This is a genomic window from Phenylobacterium sp. LjRoot225 (assembly GCF_964252855.1).
Lineage (GTDB): Bacteria > Pseudomonadota > Alphaproteobacteria > Caulobacterales > Caulobacteraceae > Phenylobacterium.
Window position 1 is genome coordinate 323,083 of sequence record NZ_CAXUPL020000001.1, and the last position, 24,388, is coordinate 347,470.

Below are 24,388 nucleotides of genomic sequence, written 5' to 3' on the forward strand. Positions count from 1 at the left end.
CATGCTGAAGATCCAAGACCTCCACGCCACCGTCGGCGACAAGGAAATCCTCAAAGGCCTGACCCTGGAGGTCCCGGCCGGCGAGGTGCACGCCATCATGGGCCCGAACGGCGCCGGCAAGTCGACGCTGTCCTACGTGCTGACCGGCCGCGACGGCTATGAGGTCACGCAAGGCTCGGCGACCCTCGACGGCGAGGACCTGCTGGCCCTGCAGGCCAACGAGCGCGGCGCCCGCGGCGTCTTCCTGTCGTTCCAGTACCCGCTGGAGATCCCCGGCGTCCCGGCGCTCACCTTCATCCGCACCGCGCTCAACGCCCAGCGCAAGGCGCGCGGCGAGCCGGAAGTCACGGCGCCGCAGTTCCTGAAGCTGGTCCGCGAGAAGTCGGCCTCGCTGAAGATCGATTTCGAGATGCTGAAGCGCGGTCTCAACGTCGGCTTCTCCGGCGGCGAGAAGAAGCGGATGGAGATCCTGCAGATGGCCATGCTGGAGCCCCGCCTGCTGATCCTCGACGAGACCGACTCCGGCCTCGACATCGACGCCCTGCGGATCGTCTCCGAAGGCGTCAACGCCATGCGCAGCCCCGAACGCTCGATGCTGGTGATCACCCACTACCAGCGGCTGCTCGACTACATCAAACCCGACCGGGTGCACGTGCTGAGCGCCGGCCGCATCGTCGCCTCCGGCGGGCCGGAACTGGCGCTCGAGCTCGAACGCGAAGGTTACGACCGCTACGCGAGGGCGGCATGAACCTGACCGCGGCGATCACCTCGCGCGACGCCGACGCCCTTCCGGGGCGCCGTGACGAGGACTGGCGCTGGACGGACATCCGCGGCCTGATCCGCACGGTGCCGGAGGCCTCCGCGCCGCTCGCGCTCGAGACCGTGGGCGCCGGGCCCTTCGCGGGCCTGGCCGGACGCACGGTGACGATCGCCAACGGCCTGGGCGACGCTCAGATCACGCTCGCCGCCGGCGAGGTCGCGGCGCTGGACCTGGTCTCCCAGGGCGACGGGTCGCATGCCGCCGCCGTGCGCATCGAGGTCCCCGCCGGCGTCTCGGCCACCCTGCTGGAAAGCTATCGCGGCGAGGGCGGCTATCTCGCCCACACCGTGCTGTCGATCACCCTGGGCGAGGGCGCCCGGCTGGAGCGCATCGTGCTGGCCGGCGAGGACGCCGAGAGCGTGGCGGTCAGCCAGGCGCAGGTCGAGCTCGCGCCCCGGGCCGAGCTCGTCCAGACCACCCTGACCAGCGGCGCGCGCCGCCAGCGGCTGGAGACCCGGGTGGTCCATCCCGGCGGCCAGGCGAAGCTGCGCCTCGACGGAGTCTATCTGCTGGCCGGCAAGCGGCATGCGGACCTGACCACGGCGGTGATCCACCAGGGGCTCGACGGCCTGACCGACCAGCTGACCAAGGGCGTGGTGCGCGACCAGTCGCGCGGCGTCTTCCAGGGCAAGATCATCGTCGCCGAGGGCGCCGACCGGACCGAGGCGAAGATGGGCCACCACGCCCTGATCCTCTCCGATCATGCCGAGGTGGACGCCAAGCCGGAGCTGGAAATCTACGCCGACGACGTCAGCTGCGCCCACGGCAACACCGTCGGCGCGCTGGATGACGAGGCGCTGTTCTACATTCGCCAACGCGGCGTCCCCGAGTTGGAAGCCCGCGCCCTGCTGACCACCGCCTTCGTCGGCGAGGTCATCGAACGCATCGACCACGAGGCCGCGCGCGAAGTCGCCCGCGCCTGGGCGGCCGACCGGTTGAAGGGCTGAGTCATGAGCCTGCCCGCCTTCCTCGACCTCGAAGCCATCCGCGCCGATTTCCCGATCCTGCAGCGTGAGGTCCACGGCAAGCCGCTGGTCTATCTCGACAGCGCCGCCTCGGCCCAGAAGCCGCGGGCGGTGATCGAGGCGATGAGCCACGCCATGGAGTATTCCTACGCCAACGTGCACCGCGGCCTGCACACCCTGGCGAACGAGACCACCGACGCCTACGAGGCGGCCCGGCGCAAGGTCGCGGGCTTCATCGGCGCCGGCGAAAACGAGATCGTCTTCACCAAGGGCGCGACCGAGGCGATCAACCTGGTGGCGTCGTCGTTCGGCGCCTCCCTGGGCGAGGGCGACGAGATCGTGCTCACCGAGATGGAGCACCACGCCAACATCGTGCCCTGGCACTTCCTGCGCGAGCGCAAGGGCGTGGTGCTGAAGTTCGTCCCCATCACCGACGAGGGCGTGCTCGACCTGGAGGCCTTCCAGCGCCTGCTGGGGCCGAAGACCCGCATGGTCGCCGTCGGCCACATGTCCAATGTGACCGGCACCATCAACCCGGTGACCGAGATCACCCGCATGGCCCACGAGGTCGGCGCCCTTGTGCTGATCGACGGCTGCCAGGGCGTGGTGCACATGCCGGTGGACGTGAAGGCCATCGACGCGGACTTCTACGTCTTCTCCAGCCACAAGCTCTACGGCCCGACCGGCATCGGCGTGCTCTACGGCAAGGCCGAGCGGCTGGCGGCGCTGCCGCCCTACCAGGGCGGGGGCGAGATGATCGGCGCCGTGACTCTGGAATCGATCAGTTACGCCGACCCGCCGCACCGCTTCGAGGCCGGCACCCCGGCGATCCTCGAGGCGATCGGCCTGGGGGCTGCGATCGACTGGCTCTCGGGCCTCGACCGCCTCGCCATCGCCCGCCACGAGGCGGCGCTCTACGCCCGGGTGCGCGAGGGCCTCGCCGGCGCCAACTGGCTGCGGGTGCTGGGCGAGGCGCCGGACAAGGGTGCGATCTTCTCCTTCACCGTGGACGGGGCCCACGCCCACGACGTGGCCCAGATCCTGGATCGCTACGGCGTGGCGGTTCGCGCCGGCACGCACTGCGCCGAACCCTTGATGAGGCGTTTTGGCGTCACGTCGAGCGCTCGGGCCTCCTTCGCCCTATATAACACCGAGGCCGAGGCCGACGCCTTCGTCGACGCCTTGACCAAGACACAGGCTTTTTTCGCGTAATGCCCATGGATGACGCCGCCTCCATCGACCAGACGACGCCCCTGCCGCAGGCGGAGCTCGATCAGCTGACGGACCAGCTCGTCGAGAAGCTGAAGTCGGTCTACGACCCGGAAATCCCGGTCGACATCTACGAGCTCGGCCTCGTCTACAAGGTCGATGTGTCCGACAACCGCGACGTCCTGGTCGAGATGACCCTGACCGCGCCCGGCTGCCCGGTGGCCGGCGAGATGCCGGGCTGGGTCGCCGACGCGATCAAGCAGATTCCGGACATCGGCAAGGTGACGGTCGAGCTGGTGTTCGATCCGCCATGGGATCCCTCGCGGATGTCCGACGAGGCCAAGCTGCAACTGAACATGTTCTGATGACCGAACTCTCGATCACGCCGACGCCTCGCGCCCGCCGGCCCCGGCCCAAGGTCGTCTCCCTCACCGAGGGGGCCGCCGAGCGCGTGCGCGAGATCATGGCCAAGGCCGAGAAGCCCTACGCCGGCCTGCGCGTGGGCGTGAAGAACGGCGGCTGCGCGGGCCAGGAATATGTCCTGGAATACGCCGAGGCCGCCGCGCCCCTGGACGAGGTCGTCGAGGACAAGGGCGTCACCATCCTGATCGAGCCCAAGGCGGTGCTGTTCCTGGTCGGCACCGTGATCGACTACGAGGTCTCCAAGCTCTCGGCCAAGTTCGTCTTCAAGAACCCCAACGAGACCGACGCCTGCGGCTGCGGCGAGAGCGTGACGATCCAGCCGGCGGAGCGGGACTGAGGTTTCGGCCGCCAGAGTCTCCATCCACCGCTCATCCCCGCATTCGCAGGGATGAGCGGGTCGGCCGAGCCTTTGATCTTGCTCAGTACGGCCCCAAGCCGCCGCGGAAATTCACCCAGCACCCGAGGGACGCGCCAGGTTCAGCTGACGCGATCTTCGATCGGACCTGCCGGCAGGATCGGAGGCAGTTGCTCGGTCGTCACGATTCCGGGCTTCGCCTTGATGACGTAGGGGATCGCGTTCACCGGCAGGTTGGCGTTGTAGGCCGGGACGAACTCGCCGATCCGGTCGGACGGGATCGGGAAGGTCAGATCGGCGTCGAACGGGGCGTCGCCGTTGACCTTCACGCGCCAGCCGACCTTGCGCATGTCCCAGGTCGGCGCATCCACGTTCAAGGTCACATAGGCGTATTGATCGAGCCAGACGACCTCCTTGCCTTGGGACAGCACCGACATGATGAAGCGCTGACCGGCGACCGTCCCCTTCTTCACCAGGCCCGCGACGATCGGCGTATCCTCCTTGGCCGCCGCGACTTCGCCGCGCACCTTCGTCCCGTCGATCTTGAAGCCGGCAGCCTCGGCAAGCTGCTTGAGCGGGCCCGCATATTCTTCGATCAGGTGCGCGCACCATCCCTCGGACGAGAACTCCGACATGGGCTTACCGAATCCCATCTGGTCGAAGATCATGTTCGGTGACGGCCGGCGCGAGAGATCGCCGAACTCGATGATCTCCACGCTCTCGACCTTCCGCTGCGAGGCGAGGAAGGCGTAGGCGATCTGCTCCAGGACGTAACCTGGGTCGGTTCCCGCAGCGTAGAGCGAGGCGCCGCTCCTCTCACAGGCCATGCGGATGCGATCCAATCCCGCCCCGAGGCGCGGATGGCCGAACGCATGGAAGTCGGTGACCGTCGTCGTGATGTTCGTGCCGGCTTCGAGCAGGCCGACGACATCGTCGACAACCGTCTCGATGCCCGACCCCATGCGGTGGCCAGCCGGACCCGCGGCGCGCGCCGCATAGATGGCGCAGTCCGCTTTGAGCGCGAAGATCTCCTCTTTGCTCATGGTGATCTTGACGCCGACCGGGGCCTCGCCGCAGAACTCGCCGGCGTCTCTGCCGACCTTTTCGGGGCTGTAGGTCAGCACTCCGACCAACTCGAGCCTGGGATGGCGGATCGTTTCACGGATCGCACGCTTGCCGACGTCGCCCGTGGCCCACACGATGACCCGATGTTGCTTCGAACTCATGGGCGCCAAACCTCCTCCACTTGTGTTGGCGCCCACTGGCCACCAGCAGCGAGGGACAAGCAAGATTGCGCTCCGGCCAAGAGGCTGAATTGATGACGCAAAATGACCAGCATGCGCCGCGAGCGTCTCTATGATCTACTCGGGGAGAGCGCGTTGACGCGCGCCGTCAGTCGAACCGAGGCCGGCTAGGAAGCTTGCGGAGCAGAAGCATGCAGACTGTTGTCCCACAGGATCGGCCCATGACGGTTCAGCGCTCCCCGCGCGGATCCATCGAGGTGGAGGCCGAATGCGGAATCGCTGGCGTGACGGCGCAACTGGCGCAGTTCCATTTCGCGTGCCCGCCGGACAGCCTGCTCCGACTGGAAGACCGCTTTCGGGTGGAACTCTGCCTGACCTCGCGTCATCGAAGCTCGCGAGCCTGTTTCCGGGACTTTTGGAGCGATCGCTTCGAGCGAGTGGGCGATCTCTTCCTGGTTCCGCCGGGTCTGGACCTCCTCGTCCGCAGTGACGAAGAGGCTTCACTGCGATCCATCGTCGTCGAGATTCAATCCGAATACTTTTACGGCCTGATCGACGAGCCTCCAGCTGTCGCGGACGCCTATCTGGCGGCAGCGCTCGACATCCAGAATCCCAAGGCTCGATGCTTGCTGGTTCGGGTGGCCGAGGAAGTCAGGGAGCCCGGCTTCGCCAGCGCGATGCTGCTGGAGTTGCTCGCCAGGCACACGGCTATCGAACTCGTCCGCTATGGCAAGACGATCGACGATTGCGAGCTTCGTGGCGGGCTTGCGTCGTGGCAGTTGCGATTGATCGACGAGCGATTGAAGGAAATGAGCGAGGCGCCGACGCTCTCCGAACTGTCGGAGCTTTGTCACATTTCCATTCGTCAGCTGTCGCGCGGCTTTCGAGCGAGCCGAGGATGCGCGATAGGCGCCTACGTCGCCAACAACCAGACGCAGCACGCCAAGCGGTTGCTGGCGGCAGGCCAGAGTGTCGCTCTGATCGCCGGCAGTCTCGGGTTCTCCTCATCCTCCAACTTCAGCGTCGCCTTCCGCCGAGCGACTGGACTGACGCCGACGCAATACCGCAATTCCCTCCTGCGTCATTGAGGCGAAGTCGCAGGTCGGCTTAAAGTCAAGCTTCTCTCTAACGTTGTCGTGGCGCCGTCAGCGTCGCGCCAAGAGGGATTGTGGCGAGGGGTCGAACCTCATCTGCGATCCGCCCGCATCCTGGCTCGGCGAGAATGGGCTGTGAGATTGCGGAACCTGTCCGAAGGGGGCATTCCGCGCCGCGCGAAGGTCCGGAGACGAGAGCGATCCCAAGGTCTCCTCCTGGCGCCTCAATCTAGGTTAGGTGTCCCGTACTCCCATAGTTACGCAGGTTGCTTCGTGCCGAAGCGCTCGGCCGAGCGCGCCCTGGCCTTGGCGGCCTCTTCCTCGCGGTCCTTGGGTTCGGCGGTAGTTTCGAGGCTCTCGAACAGGCGGTGGGCGACGGCGGCGACCTCGTCGACGGCAGTGTCGAAGGCTTCGCGGTTAGCCTTCGAAGGGGCGGTGAAGCCGGACAGCTTGCGGACGAACTGGAGCGCAGCGTCGCGGATCTCCTCATCCGTGGCCGGCGGGTCGAAGTTGAACAGTGTCTTGATATTGCGGCACATGGGCGTGCGTCTCCTTGTCCTCGATCCCTTAGATAGGCGTCCAGAGGGCGCGCGCGACCTTCGCCGTCAGATTGCCGCCTCAAATCCGAAATCCGGGAGCTCCAACTCAGGGTCGAGGAGTTGGACTGCCTCCGAAGGTCGCTACATCCCGCCGTTCAGTTGATCGAACTCTACGCCGGCCAACAACTCTGAAGGGCCGTCGCGAATGTCAGCTTCCTGGACGGACGCCGAGGGCGGTTCGCGACCCATCACCGACCTTCGGAAGGTCGGTTTTCGGAAAGCGCGGATTTGCAAGATGGGCGCCCTCAGAAGGCTCAGCGAAATCGTAATTGGAGGGATGCGGCATTGTGCTGGATGCGGCCACACGCTACGCAGCTCGTTCGAAATTCGAACTAGGTAGATGGTATATGGCAGTTTCAGGTCCAGCGACGATCGGAGCAAGCCGACGAGGGTTGCTCCTAAGTGCGGCTGGCGTCGCGCTTTGCGGTGTGTTCGCGGCACGTCGCGCCGACGCGGCGAGTCGCCAAACGTCAGCCAAGCCGTATGCCCCCCTAGCCGGTCCACGGTCGCGGACGATCTTTGTCAACGACTTGAGCGGCGACATCGACGGCCTGTTCGCCTGCGTTCACCAGATCCTTTCAACGTCGACTGAGGTGCGCGCCATCGTCGGAACCGGGACCGGCCGCGGCGGCGAGACGGCCGAAGCCTCGGCCGCCCTGGCGCGTGAGATGCTCGAACTGATGGGTATGACCGGACGGGTGAAGGTCTATCCCGGCGCCCCCGGCAAGCTCAAGGCGGCCGGAGCCCCGGCGCGCTCGCCGGGCGTCCAGGCGATCATCGACGAGGCCATGCGCACCGACACGACCGTGCCGCTATTCGTAGCGGTCGGCGGCGGGCTGACGGAGGTCGCCAGCGCCCTTATGTTGGAACCGCGGATCGCCGACCGTTTCACCCTGGTGTGGATCGGCGGCGACGCCTATCCCGCGGGCGGGACCGGCGAGACCAACTTCAACATCGACCCCCTCGCCGCGCAGTTCGTCTTCAACGACAGCCCGGTGCGCATCTGGCAGATCCCGCGCAGCGTCTATGCGACCTGTCTGGTGTCCGACACCGAGATCCAGGCCTACGTCGCCCCGCACGGCGCCATCGGCGCCTGGCTCTACCAGAAGGTCGTCGACTATCCGCTGAAGTACATGAAGGCGCTGAACATGGGCGAGACCTGGTCGCTCGGCGACAGTCCGCTGGTGGTCCTCACCGCGCTCACCGACTGGAGCCCGAGCGCCGTCTCTCCGCGGCCGTTCAAATACGAGCGCACCGGGTCGAGCGCCTATGAGACGGTTCCGGCCCCGCATCTCAACGCCGACGGGACCTCCGCCCCGCAGCCCGGCGGACGGATGATCCGGGTCTATCGCAGCGTCGACACCCGCATGATGTTCAGCGACTTCTTCGCCAAACTGCAGGTGAACTTCACGCCCTGACCTATTGGCGGTTATCGCCCTTCGCGGGGACGGCCTGAACGTCGCGTTTCCGGCACCGTGCTGATGGCCGCGAACCACCCTTCGCGCCCGTTCCGAACGTCCGCATCTGGGCGGTCAACGGGATGGCCTCGACCGTCCAGGTCACCGGGCCACCGAGGGCTAATGCGGCGACACGATACATATTCTCTTTTCGTCGCGTCTCTGAATGACAGCATTATGTATTGTGTCGCCATATTCTTTGCATCGGCGAGCAGGCCCACCCGCGGAGGTCTGGAGTAGGACGAAGGCCAGAGCAGCGCGCATAGGCCCTCCGCTAGAGGTTGCGGCCGAAGAAGCTGGCGATGGTGTCGAACGGGATCTTGTCTGCGCGGTCGTAGAGGTCGACGTGGATCGCATCCTTCACGATCAGGAGTTCCTTGGGCTCCGCAGCCGCCGCGTACGCGTCCTCGCTGAAGTACCGCGAATGCGCGCTGTCGCCGGCGATCAGCAGGATCGGACGCGGGGCGATCTCCCTGATGTAGGTGAGGAGCGGCATGTTCATGAATGACAGCGCGTTGGTGCTCGTCCATGCGCCGTTCGAGTTCGGCGAGCGCGGGTGGAAGCCGCGTGGCGTGCGGTAATAGTCGAAGTACATGCGCGCCACGGGGTCGGTGACGCCGTCCAGGGTCTCTGGCAGGATGCGAGGCCCTGGGGCCGGCGAACCCCGCTCGGCGTCGGCCCAGCGTTGCTGGTTCATCTGTTCCAGCATCTTGGTGCGGTCGTCGCTCGTGAGCTTGTCGTAATAGCCCCGGGCCATGACCCGGGACATGTCATACATGCTGGTGGTGGCGACCGCCTTGATGCGCTTGTCCACGGCTGCGGCGTTCAGGGTCATGCCGGCCCAGCCACAGATGCCGATGGCGCCGATGCGATCGCGATCGACAGAGGGCTGGAGCCCAAGGAAGTCCACCGCGGCGCTGACATCCTCGGTGTTGATATCGGGCGAGGCCACGTTGCGCGGCTCGCCGCCGCTTTCGCCCGTGTAGGACGGATCGAAGGCCAGGGAGACGTAGCCGCGCTCCGCCATGATCTGAGCGTAGAGGCCGGAGGACTGCTCCTTGACCGCGCCGAAGGGTCCGCTGACGGCCAGCGCCGGCAGCCGCTGGGAGCCGCGCGCCGTGGGCATGTAGAGGTCGCCGGCCAGGGTCACGCCGTAGCGGTTCTTGAAGGTCACCTTCCGGTGGTCGACCTTGTCGCTCTTGGGGAAGGTCTTGTCCCATTCCTTTGACATGGTTTGCGCCTTTGCTGTGATCGGGTTGAGGAGTGAGGCCAGGCCGATGGCCCCGAGGCCGGCGGCGAGCTTGAGGACGTCGCGGCGGCCGGACGCCGCCGCGGAGACGGTAGGGTTCGGCATGTCGGGGGCTCCTGGGATGGCGGGCATGGCTTAGGTCTTCGTCCGGGCGGCGGCGGCCGTGAGCGCGGCTGAGGCGAGCAGAATGACGGCTCCGGCCGCGAAGGCGGCGGCGTAGCCGCTGGCGTCCACCAGCCCGCCGCCGAGCGCCGCGCCCAGGGTGATCGCCAGCTGGATCACGGCGACCATGAGTCCGCCGCCGGCCTCCGCGTCCTCCGGCAGGGTCCTGCTGAGCCACGTCCACCATGCGGCGGACGAGGGCGTGCTGATAAGGCCCCAGAGGACGAGCAGGGCCGCGGTGACCACGGGCGACGCGCCCAGCAGGATTAGGCCTAGCGCCAGCGCCGCCATGGCCAGCGGCGGCCCGACCAGGGTGATCTGCAGGCGCGTCCTCAGCAACGGGCCGATCAGGATCGACCCGACCAGGCCCGCGCCGCCGATCAGGAGCAGGAACAGCGAGAGCATCTCAGGGCCGACCTGCGTCACGGTCTCAAGGAACGGCCGCAAATAGGTGAAGAGCGCGAACCGCCCGGCGAACAGCGCCGCGACGGCGACCATGCCGATCGCCACCCGGGGGTAGCGCAGCACGCTGAACACGCCGCTCGCGCGTGGCCTCGAGGTCTGCGGCAGGGCGGGCAGAGTGAGATATTGCCAAGCGAGCGTCACCGCGCCGAGCGGCGCCACCAGAAAGAACGCGCCCCGCCAGCCGATGTACTGGCTGAGGAAGGCGCCCAGCGGCGCAGCGATGGTGGTCGCCAGGGCGTTGCCACCGTTGAGGAGGTTAAGGGCGCGCGGCGCCTCGTCCTCCGGGACCAGCCGCATCACGGTGGCGGCGGACATCGACCAGAAGCCGCCGACGACCACGCCGATCAGCGCGCGGCCGGCCATGAAGACGCGGGCGTTGGGCGCAAAGGCGACCATCAGGCCGGACAGGATCATGAGGCTGGTCAGAACCAGCAGCACACGCCGGCGGTCGACGCCACGGGTGACCCTGGCGATCAGAAGACTGGTTATCACGGCGAAGGCGCCGGAGATGGCGATGGCCTGGCCGGCTTGGCCTTCGGTCACATGGAGATCGGCGGCGATCGGGGTCAGGAGGCTGACGGGGAGGAATTCGGACGCGATCAGGGCCGAGACGCAGAGCGTCAGGGCGTAGACGGCGCCCCACCCCTGGCGGGGCCTTGGGACCTCAGTCGCGGATGCGGCTTGGACGGACATGGACTCTCACGGCGGCGGGCTTCTTGCGAGGCGGTGAGATAGCCATCGGGGGGCCGCTCCATAAGCCGGAGATCATGCGATGAACCGTTGCGCAGAACTCAACGATCAGAGACCGAGGGGCCGAAGTTCCCGCACCAGGTCGATGAACAGCCGCAGGGCGGCGGGCAGCTGGCGGCGACTGGAGTAGTAGATGTGGTAGCCGCCCCCCACCGGGGCCCAAGCGTCGAGGACGGTGCGGAGCTGTCCGCCCGCAAGTTCGTCCCGGACCATGGTGTCGGCGACGTACATGAGCCCGGCGCCCTGCAGCGCGGCGGCGACGCCGAGACGGCCATCGTCGACGATCAGGCTGCCGGGCGCAGCGACGGCGAGGTGCTCCTCGCCCTGCTCGAACTCCCAGCGGTAGATGCTGTCGTCGCCAATCCGGATGCGAATGCAGCGATGCGACAGCAGGTCGTTCGGATGCTTCGGGCTGCCGAAGCGCTCCAGATAAGACGGCGCGGCGACGACGATCCAGCGGATGTCCGCCGAGAGCCGCTGCGCGATCATGTCCTCGGGGACGGCGCCGCCATAGCGGATGCCGGCATCGTAGCCGGCTTCGATCACGTCGATCATGCGGTTGCTGACCGAAACCTCCAGCTCGACGTCGGGGTAGCGCTCGACGAACGTCGGCAGGACAGGGGCCACCAGATGGTCAGCGGCGTCGTTGGGGACGCTGAGCCGGACGCGGCCCATCGGCGCGTCGCGGAAGCGGTTCACGACGTCCAGCGCCCGGCCTATCTCGCTGAACGGTTCCTGGATCGCCGACTGCAGCGCCTCGCCGGCCGCGGTGAGCGTCACGCTGCGGCTGGTGCGATTGAACAGCCGGACACCTAACCGCTCTTCGAGGCCGCGCAAGGCATGGCTCAGCGCCGACGCGCTCAGACCCAACTCGAGACCCGCGCGCCGAAAGTTCCGGTGCTTGGCGATCTCCAGGAAGTAGGAGAGGTCCGCGAAATCGGAGCGCCGAAACTGCATGTCTGGTCCTCACAACGGCGCGGCGCGCAGACCGCCATTCTGGGCCCGTGAACCGGACTCAACAATCGGTCCGCCCGTGCACGGCGCGACAAGGGCCCTGAGGATACCCTCGATCGGCCGGCCCTCGATCGATCCCGAGCTGCTGATCCGCATGCTGCTGGTGGGCTACTGTTTTGGCATCCGCTCCGAGCGGCGGCTCTGCGAGCGTGCCCGGCGACCAGGGCCGCCCGCCCGAGGCCGCCAGCCGGGCCATCGACGAGTACCTGGCGGTGCTGGATGACGCCGCCTTCGGCGCGGCGACGCCGGTCACGCCGAAGTTTATCTCGCCGGCCGATCCGGCCTCGCGCTGGACCGGCGCCAACAAGGGGCTCGCCTTCTTCGCCTACGCCACCAACTACCTGATCGACCTCGACCACGCGGTGATCGTCGACGTCGAGCCGTCGACGGCCGTGCGCACGGCGGAAGTCACCGCGGCGCGGACCATGATCGAGCGCATGCGCGAGCAGCACGTACGCCTTCGCGGTCCCTGCGGCGCCCGAGATGAGTTCCACCTCGCCGCCACAGCCCAGAACCTACGCAAACTCTCCAAGCTCATCCCGCCGGCGACGCCTACGATCGCCTGAGGCGGCGCGGCGTCGGCGCGTCACGGCTCCTCAGCCGCCGAACCAACCTCGGCCTTTTTCAACGAAATCGGCGCGAAGCTGAATTCGCGATGGGATTGGCCAATCGCCCGTTGAATAGTCGGCTAAAGCGAGCCCGAACCGACGCGGATCAGACCATCGTGACCAAGCACCGAATCTACACAACCAGCTTCGCGAGCGTCTATCCACACTACGTGGCCAAGGCGGAGAAGAAGGGGCGCACCAAGGCCGAGGTCGACGAGATCATCCTCTGGCTGACCGGCTTTAGCCAGCAGGAGCTTGACGCCCATCTTGCCAAGAAATCGGACTTCGAGACCTTCTTCGCTCAGGCGCCCGGACCCAACCCGGCCCGGGCTGAAATTAAGGGCGTCGTTTGCGGCGTTCGCGTCGAAGACGTCGCCGAGCCGCTGATGCGAGAGATTCGCTACTTGGACAAGCTCATCGACGAACTCGCCAAGGGAAAGCCAATGGAGAAAATCCTACGCGGATAGGGGCATCCAGAAATTGACGGGCTCGGCAGGGAACGTCTGGAATCTGGCGGTGCGCCAAGGTCCGGAAATGGCGCAGCTCGGCCAATCCGCGAAAGCCTCTACTGCGTTTTTGCCGCGAGCTCGGCCGCCACTTCGGCGCAGGTTTTTCCTTCGCCGACGGGCACTTCCCCCGGTAGCTGAAAACGCATCTTAAACCTGAACTCTCGCCCCACGATTGTTTGGCCGGACCGTTTGCGGGGGCTTAGTTCAAGGTCGCTGGCGAACCTTACGATGGCGTCTCCGAAGCGGCAGTCTAGTGGCGTTTCGGAGATGACGCGGCAGGCCTCCAGGGTGTGCTTGGCGGAGATCTGGCAGATGACCTCCGCGGACCCTTCGACGCCCGCTTTCTGTGCGACCTCCGGGTAATTGCGGCCGCCGAGAGTTCCGCGCTCTCTGACTACCACGTCACGGCTCGTCAGCTGATCCGCCGCGGAGGCCGGTAAAGCAGGCAGGAGCACACTCGCCACTGTGACAAGCGTCGAGCGCCTGAAGCGCAGCTTCATGGAGATCCCCTGGCGGCGTAGAGGCGTTGAAACGACGGCATCCGCGGCGCCGATCATCGACTTGAGCATGGCGCCCTCCCATCACCACGTGAAGTTGACCCTCTGAAACCCCCCGCTCCTAAGAGAATCGTCGATTGCCCCGAACGTCCGGAGTCCGGACTCACTCGAAGGTCCGGTGATGGCGCCCATCAGACCCAAGGGGGTTCAGGGCGCGTGGCGCCTTGACAAATCGGCGTTTGTTGTTCACTTTTTGTTCCAACATGCTCGACGCCGCCCCAGTCTCAGCTCTTCCAGACCCCGGCGAGCGCCCGGCGACCGCCGGGGACGCGGAGGCGGTGCGAGTCCTGATCGGGCGCCAGCTGGAGGTGCTGGGCCGGTTGGCCGAGGCGGGGCTTAACATCGCGCTCGCCGTCGAACGGCAGGTGATGGCGGTCGAGCAGGCCTCGCCCGAAGCGGGCTCGCCTGAAGCAGGTTCGGGCGAGGCGGTTCAGCGGATGCAGGCCCTCGCCCTGGCCTACGGGCGGGTGTCTCGGGCGGTGCGGCTGACCATCGCCCTGCAGTCGCAGCTGGTGAAGGATCTCCAGGACCTGGACGCGACCGCGGCCCGCAGGGCGGCCGGCCAACAGGCCGACGCCGGCCGGGAACGCAGGATCCTTCAGTCCGCGCGCAAGGAGCAGGTGGAGCGTATCGTCGAGCGGCTGATCCGGACCGAGGCGGGCGACGGCGCCGAGGCCGACCGGCTGGCCGAGGAGGCCTGGGAGCGGCTCGACCACGACGACATCTACGGCGACCTCCTGGCCAGACCCGTCCGCGAGATCATCGCCCTGGTGTGCCAGGACCTGGGCCTGGCGCCGGACTGGAGCCGATGGGCGCAGGAGGCGTGGGCGCAGGGCGAGATTGGGGCCGGCGCGGCCGGCGCGGCCGCGGAGCCTCCGATCACCGCCTTGCGATGGCTCGACCCGCCGGAGTTTGCGCCCACGGCCGCCCCCGCCGATCCCGCCCGTTGCGGTGGCGGCGGGGAAATTGGGCGGACCGGCCCGGGGCCCTGATCCGCTGTCGCCGCAGTCTCCAGCCTCGCGTTCAAGCCGCCGCGGAAATCATCTCGGCGCGGGTGGTGCGGTTGCGGCCGCTGCGCTTGGAGGCGTAGAGGGCGGCGTCGGCGCGCTCGATCAGGCTTCCCTGGGGCTCGCCCGGCAGGCGTTCGGCCAGGCCCACCGAGACCGTCACCATGCCCAGGTCCTGGTTGGTCGAGCGGCGCTTCAACATGCGCGAGCCCACTTCCTCGCGGACGCTCTCGAGGATGGCGAGCGCGGCGCTGACGTCCTCGCCCGGTAGGATCAGGGCGAACTCCTCGCCGCCGTAGCGCGCCGCGGTGCGCGGCTCGGCGCCGGAACGGGCGATGACGCCGGCGACATAGCGGATCACCTGGTCGCCGGTCTGGTGGCCCCAGGTGTCGTTGAAGACCTTGAAGTGGTCGATGTCGAGAACCGCCAGGGTCAGCGGTTCGCCGCTGACGTCGGCGGCCTGCAGGGCGCGGTCCAGGGCTTCGTCGAAGGCCTTGCGGTTGGCGAGATTGGTCAACCCGTCGGTCATCGCCTCGCGGCGCACCGCCTCGAGGTGTTTGCGCAGGCGGGTCACCTCGGCGGTGGTGTCGGCGAGCCGGTCTTCCAGCGCCTGGTTCTCGCGTTGCACGCGCTGGGTGGCGCTGGTCAGGCTGTCGACCATGGCCTTGACCGCCGGCGGCGTCGAAGAGCCGAGCGACTGGCTGGCGGTGGCCAGCTGTTCGCCATAGGCCTCGCTGCTCTCACGCGCCGACTCGATGGCCCGCGAGACCGTGTCCAATTCCTTCGACAGGGCGTCGCCGGCGGTGAGCAGTTCGCCGTTCAGCTTGGCGCTGGGCAGGTGTTGGGCGGCGAGGGCTTCGCCCAAGCCGTCGGTGAAGGCCTCGCCCTTGTCGACCGTCCCGGCGATCGCCTTGCCGAGCGGCGTGTCCGCGTCGGCCACATAGTGCAGCCAGAGCTCGAAGTTGAGCGGCGTCGGCCACACATTGTGCGCCTCCATCGCCTCCATCGCCCGACGTGCCAGGCCGTAGGCCTTGGGACCGCGTAGCAGGACTTCGATGTCGGCCGCCATCTCTTCTTCCTTGAAGCGGCGCCGACCGGCTCGTGGCCGACGTCCGTCTCTCGTGAAGCAAGCTAACTGCCGGCGGCAAACGCCGAGTTAAGCGGGAGTGTTAATCGTCCGCAGGACGCGGCGCCACGGCGCGCATCAGGAAGGCCGGCGTATCGGCGCCGAAGCCGACCACCCGGTCCCCGTCATGCTCGCGATCGCGACGATCCCGTTCGGGCCGTTCCGACCGCTCGACGCGTTCGCTCCGCTCGTGCCGCACGGGACGTTCCGACCGCTCGGCGCGCGCCGCCGGCTCGTGCTGCCGCTCGGGACGGGGCGAACGGTCGCGAGACGGGCGCGGGGCCGGGGCCGCCGCTTCGGGCCCCGCGGGCAGGACGACCTCGCGCGGGGGACGGGCGCGCCGCGGGGGGCGAACGTCCTCCTCGGTCCTGGGCTGAGGCTGGGGCGCGGTCGGCTGGACCGGCTGGGCGATCGGCGTGGTCGAGGCTTCACCGGCGCCGGTGGCTTCGACGTGACGGCCGCGTCCGCGCGGGCTGCGGTCGCGATCGCCGCGCTCACGGCCGCGGCCCGAGCGATCGGAACGACCCTGGCGCGGCTCCGACTGGATGGTCGACCAGTCGATGTCGAGCACGCACTCGTCCGGCGTCTTGCCGATCAGCTTGAGCACCTTGTCGAGGTTGCGGCTGTCGTCCGGCGTGACGATCATGAAGGTCTGGCCGCTGCGCCCGGCGCGGCCGGTCCGGCCGATGCGGTGCACATAGTCGTCGGCGTGGTGCGGCACGTCATAGTTGAAGACGTGGCTGACCGCCGGGACGTCGAGGCCGCGGGCGGCGACGTCGGAGGCCACCAGCAGCTTCAGCGTTCCCTTGCGGAAGCTCTCCAGGGTGCGCATGCGCGTCTGCTGGTCGAGGTCGCCGTGGATGGCGGCGGCGTCCAGCCCGTGCTTCTGCAGCGACTTGGCGACGATGTCGACTTCCGACTTGCGGTTGCAGAAGACGATGCCGTTGTTCACGTCGCTCCGCTCGATCAGGGCCCGCAGCGCGGTGCGCTTGGCCTTCGGATCGGAGCTCGGGATGCGCGCCACGAACTGGTGGATGGTCTCGGCGGTGGTCGCGGGCCGCGACGCCTCGATCCGCACCGGGTCGTTGAGGAACTGTTTGGTGAGCCGGGTGATCTCCGGCGGCATGGTCGCAGAGAAGAACAGCGTCTGGCGCTTCGGCGGGGTGAGCTTGAAGATCCGCTCGATGTCCGGGATGAAGCCCATGTCGAGCATGCGGTCGGCCTCGTCGACCACCATGATCTGCACGCCGGTCATCAGCAGCTTGCCGCGCTCGAAATGGTCGAGCAGGCGGCCGGGCGTGGCGATCAGGACGTCGACGCCGCGGTCGAGCTTCTGCTCCTGGTCGCTGAAGGAGACGCCGCCGATGAGCAGCGCCCACGAGAGCTTCTGGCCCTTGGCGTACTTCTCGAAGGAGGAGGCCACCTGGTCGGCCAGTTCGCGCGTCGGCGCGATCACCAGCGCCCGCGGCATGCGGGCCTTGGCGCGGCCGGCCTTCAGCCGGTCGATCATCGGCAGGGTGAAGGCGGCGGTCTTGCCGGTGCCGGTCTGGGCGATGCCCAGCACGTCGCGGCCCGCGAGGGCGTGTGGAATGGCCTCGGCCTGGATCGGCGTGGCGGTCGTGTAGCCGGTGTCCGCGACGGCCTGGAGGGTCGCGGGCGAAAGGCCTAGTTCGGAAAATTCGGTCATGAACTACGATTGAAGCGGGGCCTGCCGCATCCTAAAAGAGGAGGGCTGGCGTTCCTGCGGCGGCGCGGACGGAGATCGCTGCGCGCGCGGAAGATAGGGCCAGCCGCCAGCAAGTCAACGTTTCCCGCGCTCGGGCGCCGTTCAGCCGGTCGCGGACGAACGGCGGGATCGAAGCTCACCGCCGACGACGGGTGAAGTCGCTCGCCGCCGTCGATGATTATGGGCGCCGCCCCGAAGAGTCGCGCGGACCGTCACCAGTCTGCAGCTTGGCCAATTGAAAGTGTGGCGTATGTTGCCGGCGTGGCGGCCGCCACCGCATCGATTAGGGACGATGCGTCTGCGTATGATCTACAGAAAAAACAAAAATCATGACCAGCAGAAACATCTACGATGTGGTTGCTTTTGCAGGATTCATTGTCCTTGCGACATTGTTCCTCGTCGGAGGTTTTGTTGGTCTCGGCGATTCCAGCTACTGGATCGATGAGCTCTTCACCCTTTACGTGGTCGACCCCACAGTCGGATGGTCGGAGGTTCTTCGCCGCGCGCTGACGGACAACCATCCGCCGGGCTATTATTTCCTGGCGCATATCTGGACGGGACTGGTCGGGGCTGGCGAGGCCAGCGCGCGCGCGCTGAGCGCCGGACTGCTGGCGGCGAGCCTTCCCATTCTGTTTTTCGGCCTTCGCGGAGAGCTGACGCCGACGGCGCGCGCCTTTGTCGTCGCGCTCGCGGGCGGCTCGCGGGTCTACTTCGAGCAAAGTCAGAATTTGCGATCGTATGGGCTGGTCGTCCTTCTCGCGACCGTCCTGCTGTCGCTCGCCTTGATGCTGCGGCGTCAGGCCGCCGCGCGGGAATTCAGGACCTGGACCTGGCTGGCCTTCGGCCTGGTTTCGCTGCTTGCGAGTTTCACCCACTTCTACCTCTTCCTTGTCGTGGGCGCGACGCACCTGGTTCTGCTGGCCGGCGCGCGGACGGTTCGGGATCGCGTCCTGCTTCTCGCGTCGGGCGCCGTCATCGCCGCGGCGGTGGCGATCTATGTCCTGGCTATGATGTCGTCTGGCGAAGCGTCGCGGACCGACACCTGGTTTTCGAACAGCCCGTCCGAGCTTCTTCGGCAGGCGGTGGCGGGGGTGCTGCAATCCTGGAGCTGGGGGGCAAGCCTGGCCGTCGCCTTGCTGGCGCTTGTCGCGGTCGCGGCGCCGCGCAACCGGGAGGTCGATCGGCTTCCCTTGGCCCGCCTTTGCGTTATGGTCATAGCCGTCACTCTGCTGGCTGCGCTGATCGTGTCGTTCGTCGTCGCGCCCTCGTTCGGCAAGCGCAACCTGATCGTGCTGGCCCCCTTCCTCTGGGTCTTGGCGGGCTGCTTCTTCGACGTGGCGATGTCGTCCCGGCGACGGCCTGTCGCGGCGCGCGTCCTGCTCGGCGTCGTGGTGATGCTTACCGCATCCAACCTGCTGGTGCTGCGCTACCGACAGCTGCCCCGGCAGGAGGACTGGCGCGGATCAGCCGCCTATGTGCGCGCGGAGCCCTCATGCGAGAGCGCTCTGATCCCGGTGGTCCTGCCGCCGACCTTCGGTCCGCCGACGCCCTTCTACCGGTCGCTGGCGAAGGTGAATTTCTACGGATTCTACGACGCCCGGCCGGACCGGCTGGTCCCGTTCACGCTCGGCGATCTTTCGCCGGAGCGCGCCCCGCCGGACCTGGCCGCGCTGTGGGCGGCGCGCGGCGTCGGGACCGGTTGCCCCGTACTGGCCTGGGCGGTCCACGTCTCGAACTGGGATGGAATCTCGGCCGCCAGCCTGGCGAATGACATCTCCGTGATCGCAGGGACGCCCCCCGGCGAGATCTCGGTGCGAACCTTCCCGCGTTACGAGATCGGCGTCCTGGGCGCGGCGAGGCTCGTGCCGACCGCCTATGTGTTCGAACGCCGGACCGCCGAGGGCGCTCCGGCGCAGAACAGGCGGTAGGAGTCGCTCCGGCTAGACGTCCAGGTCGGCCAGGGCGAACTCGGCGTTTTCCTGGATGAAGCGGAAGCGCAACTCGGGCTTGCGGCCCATCAGCGCCTCGACCAGGTCCTGCACCGCCTCTTCCGCGCGGGGGAGGGTGACGCGGGCCAGGGTGCGGCTGGAAGGATCCATGGTGGTCTCCTTCAGCTGCGCCGGCATCATCTCGCCCAGGCCCTTGAACCGGCTCATCTCCGGCTTCTTGTTCTTGAAGGTGGTGTTCAAGAGCTCGTCGCGGTGGGCGTCATCCCTCGCATAGACAGCTTTGCCGCCATGGCTGAGGCGATAGAGCGGCGGCAGCGCCAGGTAGAGCCGTCCCGAGCGGATCATGTCGGGCATGGTACGGTAGAAGAAGGTGATCAACAGGCTGGCGATGTGGGCGCCGTCGACGTCGGCGTCCGTCATGATGATCACGCGCTCGTAGCGCAGCTCTTCTTCCTTGAACTTCGACCCGCCCTGGACGCCCAGCGCCAGCATCAGGTCGGCCAGCTCCTTGTTGCCGCCGGTCTTGTCGAGCGAGGCCGAGGCGACGTTGAGGATCTTGCCGCGCAGCGGCAGGATCGCCTGGGTCTTGCGGTTGCGCGCCTGTTTCGCCGAACCCCCGGCCGAATCCCCTTCGACGAGGAAGATCTCGGCCCCGTCGATGGCGTTGCCCGAACAGTCGGCCAGCTTGCCGGGAAGCCGCAGCTTGCGGGTGGCGCTGGCGCGGGCGACCTCCTTGTCCTTGCGGCGCTTCAGACGCTCCTCGGCGCGTTCGATGACGAACTGCAGCAGGGCGGTGGCGGCCTTGGGCTGGGCGGTCAGCCAGTGGTCAAACGGGTCGGCCAGCGCCTTCTCGACCAGGCGGCCGGCGTCGGCGGTGGAGAGCTTCTCCTTGGTCTGGCCCTGGAATTCCGGATTGGCGATGAAGACGCTGATCAGGGCGCCGGCCTGGGCGATCACGTCCTCGGCGGTGATCAGCGCGCCGCGCTTCTCGCCGGAGAGCTCGGCGTAGGCCTTAAGGCCGCGGGTCAGGGCGGCGCGCAGGCCGGCCTCGTGGGTGCCGCCCTCCGGGGTGGGTACGGTGTTGCAGTAGGACTGCATGAAGCCGTCGGCCTCGCCGAAGCCGGCGGGGGTCCAGGTGATGGCCCACTCGACCTTGCCGGCCTCGCCGGGACGCGCGTAGCGGCCGGCGAAGGGCTCGGGAGTGACGGTCTCGATGTCCTTGACCCGCTCGGCCAGGAAGTCGGCCAGGCCGTTGGGGAAGCGGAACACCGCCTCGGGCGGGGTCTGGTCATGGATCCGCGAGGGGTCGCACTTCCAGCGGATCTCGACGCCGCCGAACAGGTAGGCCTTGGAGCGGGCCATCCGGTAGAGGCGGGCGGGCTTGAAGTTGCAGGCGTCGCCGAAGATCACCGGGTCCGGCCGGAAGCTGATCGCCGTGCCCTTCTTCTTGGTGGGCGCGATCTTCTCGATGGCGCCCAGAGGCTTGCCGCGGCTGAAGGTCTGGCGCCACTCGAAGCCGTCCTTCCAGACGTTGACCTCGACGTGTTCGGACAGCGCATTGACCACCGAGACGCCGACTCCGTGCAGGCCGCCGGAGGTCTCGTAGGCCTTGCCGGAGAATTTCCCGCCGGAGTGCAGGACGGTCATGATGACCTCCAGCGCCGACTTGCCCGGATGCTTCGGGTGCGGATCGACCGGAATGCCGCGGCCGTCGTCGCGGACCGTCAGCAGGCCGTCGGCGTCGAGCGTCACCTCGATCACCTTGGCGTGACCGGCGACGGCCTCGTCCATCGAATTGTCGAGCACTTCGGCGAACAGGTGATGCATCGCCCGCTCGTCGGTGCCGCCGATGTACATGCCGGGGCGCTTGCGCACGGGCTCGAGGCCTTCGAGCACCTCGATGTCGGCGGCGGAATAGCCCGAAACGGCAGGTTTCAGGCCTAGGACGGCGGGATCTGGACGCGGTTCGTGCGTTTCGGCCAGGGGTGAGGCCGGCGCGGGGTTCAGCGCGTCGTCAAAGAGCGAAGCTTGGGCGGTGGCTTTGCTGGGCATGGCTCTTGGGAAAATGGGGCGATTCTGGAGCCTCGTATGGGTTCCTGGCGCGCTTAAGGCAATGCGGCGCAGGCGGCCCCCCACAGCGGGTCGCTTGCCATGGCCTGAAATTAGCGCGAGCTTCGCCATAGAACGATGCTCGCCGACGAAGATCAGGCGAGTGCGCGATGGGAGAGAGACGACATGCGGACCCTATCTGCCGTTCCGCGCGACGCTGCGGCAAGCAGGGCGGGGCGCCGCCGCGCCATTCCGGCCGAGCTGGCGAATATCCTGGGAACCTGCGGCGCCCTGTTGGCCGTGGTGGCGGCCGGGGCCGGCATTTCCGCCGCCCTGCCGGAGTCGGTTTCGCCCTGGCTCTTCGCCGCAGCCTACGGCGCGCCGGCCGCCGTGGCCTTCGCCGTCTACTGGTGGATCGACCAGCGGCTCTGAGCCGGGCGGTCCTTCGGTCCTATTTGCGCGGCGCCAGGATCGCCGAGAGGCGGTCGGGCGTCCCTTCGATGCGCTCCAGCCGCGGGTAGCGCAGTCCGCCGTGGTGATCGATCGGGATCGTCCTAAAGCGGTCGCCGGTCTGCACCAGCAGCTGGATCGGCTCGGTCCCGGTCTTGGCGTCTCGGATCGCCTGTTTCAGGTCGTCGGCCTCGTAGGCCACGCCGTTCACCGCCAGCAGCTTGCCCCCCGTCGTCAGCCCGGCCTTGAACGCCGGGCCGTCCCAGAGAACCCCGTCGATCATGCCGTCGCGGCCGATCGACAGGCCAAGCGAATAGCTGAAATCGGCGTTGCGCCGGCGCGCCTCGTTGTCCTTCCAGAACTCGCTGGGCTTGTCGCTGAAGGTCAGCCGCCAGCCGCCGCGGGCCAGGCCGTCGAGCGGCGGCTGGGGGGCGACGTCGATCAGGCGGGCCCGCAGGAAGGCCGCCCAGTCGTAGGGCTCCACCGTGTTCAGCGCCGCCACCACGTCGTCGAACCGATAGGTGACCGGCGTCCAGCTGCCGTCGTTCACGCCGAAGAAGGCGCGGGCGAAATCGTCGAGCGAGCGCTTTCCGCCAGAGCGCTCGCGGATCAGGGTGTCGGCGTCCAGCCAGACCAGCTGGCCCTCCGAATAATAGTCCTCAGACCGCTGCCAGCTGAGCCACGGGACCGGCCGGCGCGCGTTGATGATCGGATCGTTGGTGGTGTCCTCGACCGAGCGCCAGGACCGGCCGGGCCGCTGGCCGTAGAGGGCCGCCGTCATGGCCAAGGCGTCCAGCGCCTCCTGGCGCGACCACAGGCCCGAGCGCGCCGCCAGCACCTGGCCCCAGTACTGGGTCTGGCCCTCGTAGACCCAGAGCAGGCTGTCGCGCATCGGCGTGGCGTAGTCGGGGGTCCAGAGGTCTGCGGGCCGGCGGAACTTGCCGTTCCAGGAGTGGACGAACTCGTGCGGCAGCAGGTCCCGGCCAGGCGCGCTCTTGCTCCAGTCGGTGAAATAGCGCGGCGTGGTCCCGTTCTCGCTGGAGCGATGGTGCTCCAGGCCGATGCCGCCCATCCGGTCGGTGAGGGCCAACAGGAAGTCGTAGTGGTCGAAGTGGCGCGCGCCGAACAGCCTGTCGGCCTGGACCACCATGGCCTTGTGCAGGGCGATCTGGTCGGGCCGGGCGTCGAGCAGGTCGGGGCTGTCGGCCACGACGTTCAGCCGCACCGGCGCGCGGGCGCCGGCGTCGAGGTCGATCTGCTTGAAGTGGCGGCCGGCGAACATCGGCGAGTCCACCAGGGTCTCGAGGTCGGTCGGCTTGAACCTCACCTCGTCGCCGGAGCGGCTCGGGCCGTCCAGCGCCGTGGCGAACTTCCAGCCGGCGGGCAGGCGCACGCCGGGCTCCACCGTGATGCGGCGGGTGAAGTAGCCGGCGGGATAGAGCACCACCTGGTTCCACTGCAGGTTCAGCATCTCGGGCGTGACGACGATCCGCCCCTGGTCGCGCGCCGTGGGCGAGACGAACTGGAACTCGATCTCCAGGCTGGTCGCCCCGGCCGGCGGGTCGAGATGGAAGGCGAAGACGTCCACGGGATCGCGCCGCCAGGGAACGAGCTGTCCGTTCGCCCGGATGACCAGGCCCGCGAAGTCGTTGAGCGGCCCGTTCGGCGCGTGGTTGCCCGGAAGCCACTTCGGATAGCGCAGGGTGACCGGCCCGGCCTCGCCTCGTGCATTGGGGGCGAGCGGGATCGTTTCCCGCACCCGGAAGATCCGCCGGTCGAGGTCGGTCGCATCGACCGTGAGCCGGATCACGCCTGGATAGGCCACATCCTGGGCCGCCGGGGTCGGCGGTTGCGGGGCGAGGGGCTGGGGGCCGGAAGAGGGCTGAGCCAGGGCGGCGCCGGCGAGGATCAGGCTCGAGGCGAGGACGAGGAGGGCGCGTTGCAAGGGGGCGAATCTCGCGGATAGGGAGAGTGTAACCGTCACGCCATCTAGCCGCGCCGCCGGCCCGGCGCAAAGGGCTGGGCCGCGGCGAGGACATTCGGAAGGCCGGCTCGGCCGTCGCACTTAACCGAGAGCAAGGACGGCGCGCTGGAGATCTGGCTCAATCCCCAGTGGCCTCGGCGTGTGGCGCGACGGGATGCGCTGGCCACCTCGGGTGCGAGAGGAAGCTCGACCATGTTCAAATTCCCCGTGCTGTCCACCGCGGCTCTCGGTCTCGCCGCCGCCATGGCGGCGGCGCCGCCGGCGGCCGCCCAGCCGACGGTCAGTGAGGTCACCGTCCGCGCCCGCCCACAGCCGAACGTCGAGATCAGGCGCAAGGTCGTGAACTTCCGCGATCTCAACATCAACACGTCCGAAGGCGGCCAGGCCCTGCTGGGCCGCATCCGCCAGGCCTCCGAGGAGGTCTGCACGCCCGTGGCGGACATGAAGAACATCCCGGATTTCCGGGACTACGAGCGCTGCAAGACCGAGGCGATCCAAGGCGCGCTGGGCCAGGTGAACAGCCCGGCCCTGTCGACCCTCTACAGCCGCGTCCGTTAGGCGCGCCGGAGGCCGGAGGCTGCGCCTGACTCCATGGGACGGGTGCAAAGAAAAAGGGC

At 67.9% G+C, this 24,388-nt stretch carries 22 protein-coding genes and 1 pseudogene; 13 read left to right on the plus strand and 10 right to left on the minus strand.

Translation table 11 applies throughout. The features are described from left to right. Position 1: 1 nt before the first annotated feature. Genes sufC through ACSQ2B_RS01620 form a run of 5 tightly spaced genes read left to right on the plus strand, consistent with a single transcriptional unit; the run spans position 2 to position 3,754 of the window. Positions 2–748: a Fe-S cluster assembly ATPase SufC gene (sufC, locus tag ACSQ2B_RS01600; protein ID WP_436046749.1), complete on the plus strand. Its 747-nt coding sequence runs from the start codon at positions 2–4 to the stop codon at positions 746–748. Further along, positions 745–1,767: a Fe-S cluster assembly protein SufD gene (gene sufD / locus ACSQ2B_RS01605; protein ID WP_436046751.1), complete on the plus strand. Its 1,023-nt coding sequence runs from the start codon at positions 745–747 to the stop codon at positions 1,765–1,767. Before sufC ends, sufD begins: the two co-directional genes overlap by 4 nt. Before the next feature lie 3 nt (positions 1,768–1,770). Then, positions 1,771–2,997: an aminotransferase class V-fold PLP-dependent enzyme gene (locus tag ACSQ2B_RS01610; protein WP_436046753.1), complete on the plus strand. Its 1,227-nt coding sequence runs from the start codon at positions 1,771–1,773 to the stop codon at positions 2,995–2,997. A gap of 5 nt (positions 2,998–3,002) precedes the next feature. Next, entirely contained in the window at positions 3,003–3,359 is a 357-nt protein-coding gene (locus ACSQ2B_RS01615) for an SUF system Fe-S cluster assembly protein (protein ID WP_436046755.1), read from the plus strand. After that, a complete protein-coding gene (locus ACSQ2B_RS01620) occupies positions 3,359–3,754 on the plus strand; it encodes a HesB/IscA family protein (RefSeq protein ID WP_436046757.1) in 396 nt (131 codons plus the stop codon). Before ACSQ2B_RS01615 ends, ACSQ2B_RS01620 begins: the two co-directional genes overlap by 1 nt. Before the next feature lie 140 nt (positions 3,755–3,894). Here ACSQ2B_RS01620 and ACSQ2B_RS01625 read toward each other — a convergent pair whose 3' ends face one another. Continuing rightward, positions 3,895–4,998 carry an NAD(P)H-dependent amine dehydrogenase family protein gene (locus ACSQ2B_RS01625; RefSeq protein WP_436046759.1) on the minus strand — a complete coding sequence of 368 codons (1,104 nt, stop codon included), beginning with the start codon at positions 4,996–4,998 and terminating at the stop codon, positions 3,895–3,897. 239 nt (positions 4,999–5,237) lie between these two features. Here ACSQ2B_RS01625 and ACSQ2B_RS01630 point away from each other — a divergent pair, with 239 nt between their 5' ends. After that, positions 5,238–6,104 (plus strand): helix-turn-helix domain-containing protein, encoded by an 867-nt coding sequence (locus tag ACSQ2B_RS01630; RefSeq protein ID WP_436046761.1) that lies wholly within the window; start codon positions 5,238–5,240, stop codon positions 6,102–6,104. 263 nt (positions 6,105–6,367) lie between these two features. On the opposite strand, the gene ACSQ2B_RS01635 is transcribed toward ACSQ2B_RS01630, so the two are convergent. After that, the gene (locus ACSQ2B_RS01635; RefSeq protein WP_436046762.1) at positions 6,368–6,649 is read right to left on the minus strand and encodes a DUF2277 domain-containing protein; all 282 of its coding nucleotides are present in this window, start codon (positions 6,647–6,649) and stop codon (positions 6,368–6,370) included. A 590-nt stretch (positions 6,650–7,239) separates the two neighbouring features. On the opposite strand from ACSQ2B_RS01635, the gene ACSQ2B_RS01640 reads away from it, so the two are divergent. After that, positions 7,240–8,127 carry a nucleoside hydrolase gene (locus ACSQ2B_RS01640; protein ID WP_436046764.1) on the plus strand — a complete coding sequence of 296 codons (888 nt, stop codon included), beginning with the start codon at positions 7,240–7,242 and terminating at the stop codon, positions 8,125–8,127. A 313-nt stretch (positions 8,128–8,440) separates the two neighbouring features. On the opposite strand, the gene ACSQ2B_RS01645 is transcribed toward ACSQ2B_RS01640, so the two are convergent. From ACSQ2B_RS01645 to ACSQ2B_RS01655, 3 genes are all read right to left on the minus strand, one after another. Further along, positions 8,441–9,520 carry an alpha/beta hydrolase gene (locus tag ACSQ2B_RS01645; RefSeq protein WP_436046766.1) on the minus strand — a complete coding sequence of 360 codons (1,080 nt, stop codon included), beginning with the start codon at positions 9,518–9,520 and terminating at the stop codon, positions 8,441–8,443. A gap of 30 nt (positions 9,521–9,550) precedes the next feature. Next, on the minus strand, positions 9,551–10,735 hold the full coding sequence (locus tag ACSQ2B_RS01650) for an MFS transporter (RefSeq protein ID WP_436046768.1): 1,185 nt from the start codon (positions 10,733–10,735) through the stop codon (positions 9,551–9,553). A 105-nt stretch (positions 10,736–10,840) separates the two neighbouring features. Then, positions 10,841–11,749: a LysR family transcriptional regulator gene (locus ACSQ2B_RS01655; protein WP_436046770.1), complete on the minus strand. Its 909-nt coding sequence runs from the start codon at positions 11,747–11,749 to the stop codon at positions 10,841–10,843. Positions 11,750–11,861: 112 nt separating this feature from the next. Between ACSQ2B_RS01655 and ACSQ2B_RS01660 the strand changes: the two are divergent. Further along, a pseudogene (locus ACSQ2B_RS01660) lies at positions 11,862–12,255 on the plus strand (transposase); the annotation flags it as partial. A 275-nt stretch (positions 12,256–12,530) separates the two neighbouring features. After that, on the plus strand, positions 12,531–12,881 hold the full coding sequence (locus ACSQ2B_RS01665; protein WP_436046772.1) for a DUF2200 domain-containing protein: 351 nt from the start codon (positions 12,531–12,533) through the stop codon (positions 12,879–12,881). Positions 12,882–12,979: 98 nt separating this feature from the next. On the opposite strand, the gene ACSQ2B_RS01670 is transcribed toward ACSQ2B_RS01665, so the two are convergent. Beyond that, positions 12,980–13,492 carry an energy transducer TonB gene (locus ACSQ2B_RS01670; protein ID WP_436046774.1) on the minus strand — a complete coding sequence of 171 codons (513 nt, stop codon included), beginning with the start codon at positions 13,490–13,492 and terminating at the stop codon, positions 12,980–12,982. Between the two features lie 266 nt (positions 13,493–13,758). Here ACSQ2B_RS01670 and ACSQ2B_RS01675 point away from each other — a divergent pair, with 266 nt between their 5' ends. Continuing rightward, positions 13,759–14,472, plus strand: a complete 714-nt coding sequence (locus ACSQ2B_RS01675; protein WP_436046776.1) for a hypothetical protein — start codon at positions 13,759–13,761, stop codon at positions 14,470–14,472. A 31-nt stretch (positions 14,473–14,503) separates the two neighbouring features. Here ACSQ2B_RS01675 and ACSQ2B_RS01680 read toward each other — a convergent pair whose 3' ends face one another. Further along, positions 14,504–15,556 carry a GGDEF domain-containing protein gene (locus tag ACSQ2B_RS01680; protein ID WP_436046777.1) on the minus strand — a complete coding sequence of 351 codons (1,053 nt, stop codon included), beginning with the start codon at positions 15,554–15,556 and terminating at the stop codon, positions 14,504–14,506. A gap of 100 nt (positions 15,557–15,656) precedes the next feature. Next, on the minus strand, positions 15,657–17,300 hold the full coding sequence (locus tag ACSQ2B_RS01685) for a DEAD/DEAH box helicase (RefSeq protein ID WP_436046779.1): 1,644 nt from the start codon (positions 17,298–17,300) through the stop codon (positions 15,657–15,659). 368 nt (positions 17,301–17,668) lie between these two features. Here ACSQ2B_RS01685 and ACSQ2B_RS01690 point away from each other — a divergent pair, with 368 nt between their 5' ends. Then, on the plus strand, positions 17,669–19,267 hold the full coding sequence (locus ACSQ2B_RS01690; RefSeq protein ID WP_436046781.1) for a hypothetical protein: 1,599 nt from the start codon (positions 17,669–17,671) through the stop codon (positions 19,265–19,267). A 12-nt stretch (positions 19,268–19,279) separates the two neighbouring features. Here ACSQ2B_RS01690 and parE read toward each other — a convergent pair whose 3' ends face one another. Further along, positions 19,280–21,340 (minus strand): DNA topoisomerase IV subunit B, encoded by a 2,061-nt coding sequence (gene parE / locus ACSQ2B_RS01695; RefSeq protein WP_436046783.1) that lies wholly within the window; start codon positions 21,338–21,340, stop codon positions 19,280–19,282. Between the two features lie 183 nt (positions 21,341–21,523). On the opposite strand from parE, the gene ACSQ2B_RS01700 reads away from it, so the two are divergent. Continuing rightward, on the plus strand, positions 21,524–21,769 hold the full coding sequence (locus ACSQ2B_RS01700) for a hypothetical protein (protein ID WP_436046785.1): 246 nt from the start codon (positions 21,524–21,526) through the stop codon (positions 21,767–21,769). Between the two features lie 19 nt (positions 21,770–21,788). On the opposite strand, the gene ACSQ2B_RS01705 is transcribed toward ACSQ2B_RS01700, so the two are convergent. After that, the gene (locus ACSQ2B_RS01705; RefSeq protein ID WP_436046787.1) at positions 21,789–23,732 is read right to left on the minus strand and encodes a peptidase M61; all 1,944 of its coding nucleotides are present in this window, start codon (positions 23,730–23,732) and stop codon (positions 21,789–21,791) included. 231 nt (positions 23,733–23,963) lie between these two features. On the opposite strand from ACSQ2B_RS01705, the gene ACSQ2B_RS01710 reads away from it, so the two are divergent. Further along, on the plus strand, positions 23,964–24,329 hold the full coding sequence (locus tag ACSQ2B_RS01710) for a UrcA family protein (protein WP_436046789.1): 366 nt from the start codon (positions 23,964–23,966) through the stop codon (positions 24,327–24,329). Positions 24,330–24,388 lie beyond the last annotated feature (59 nt).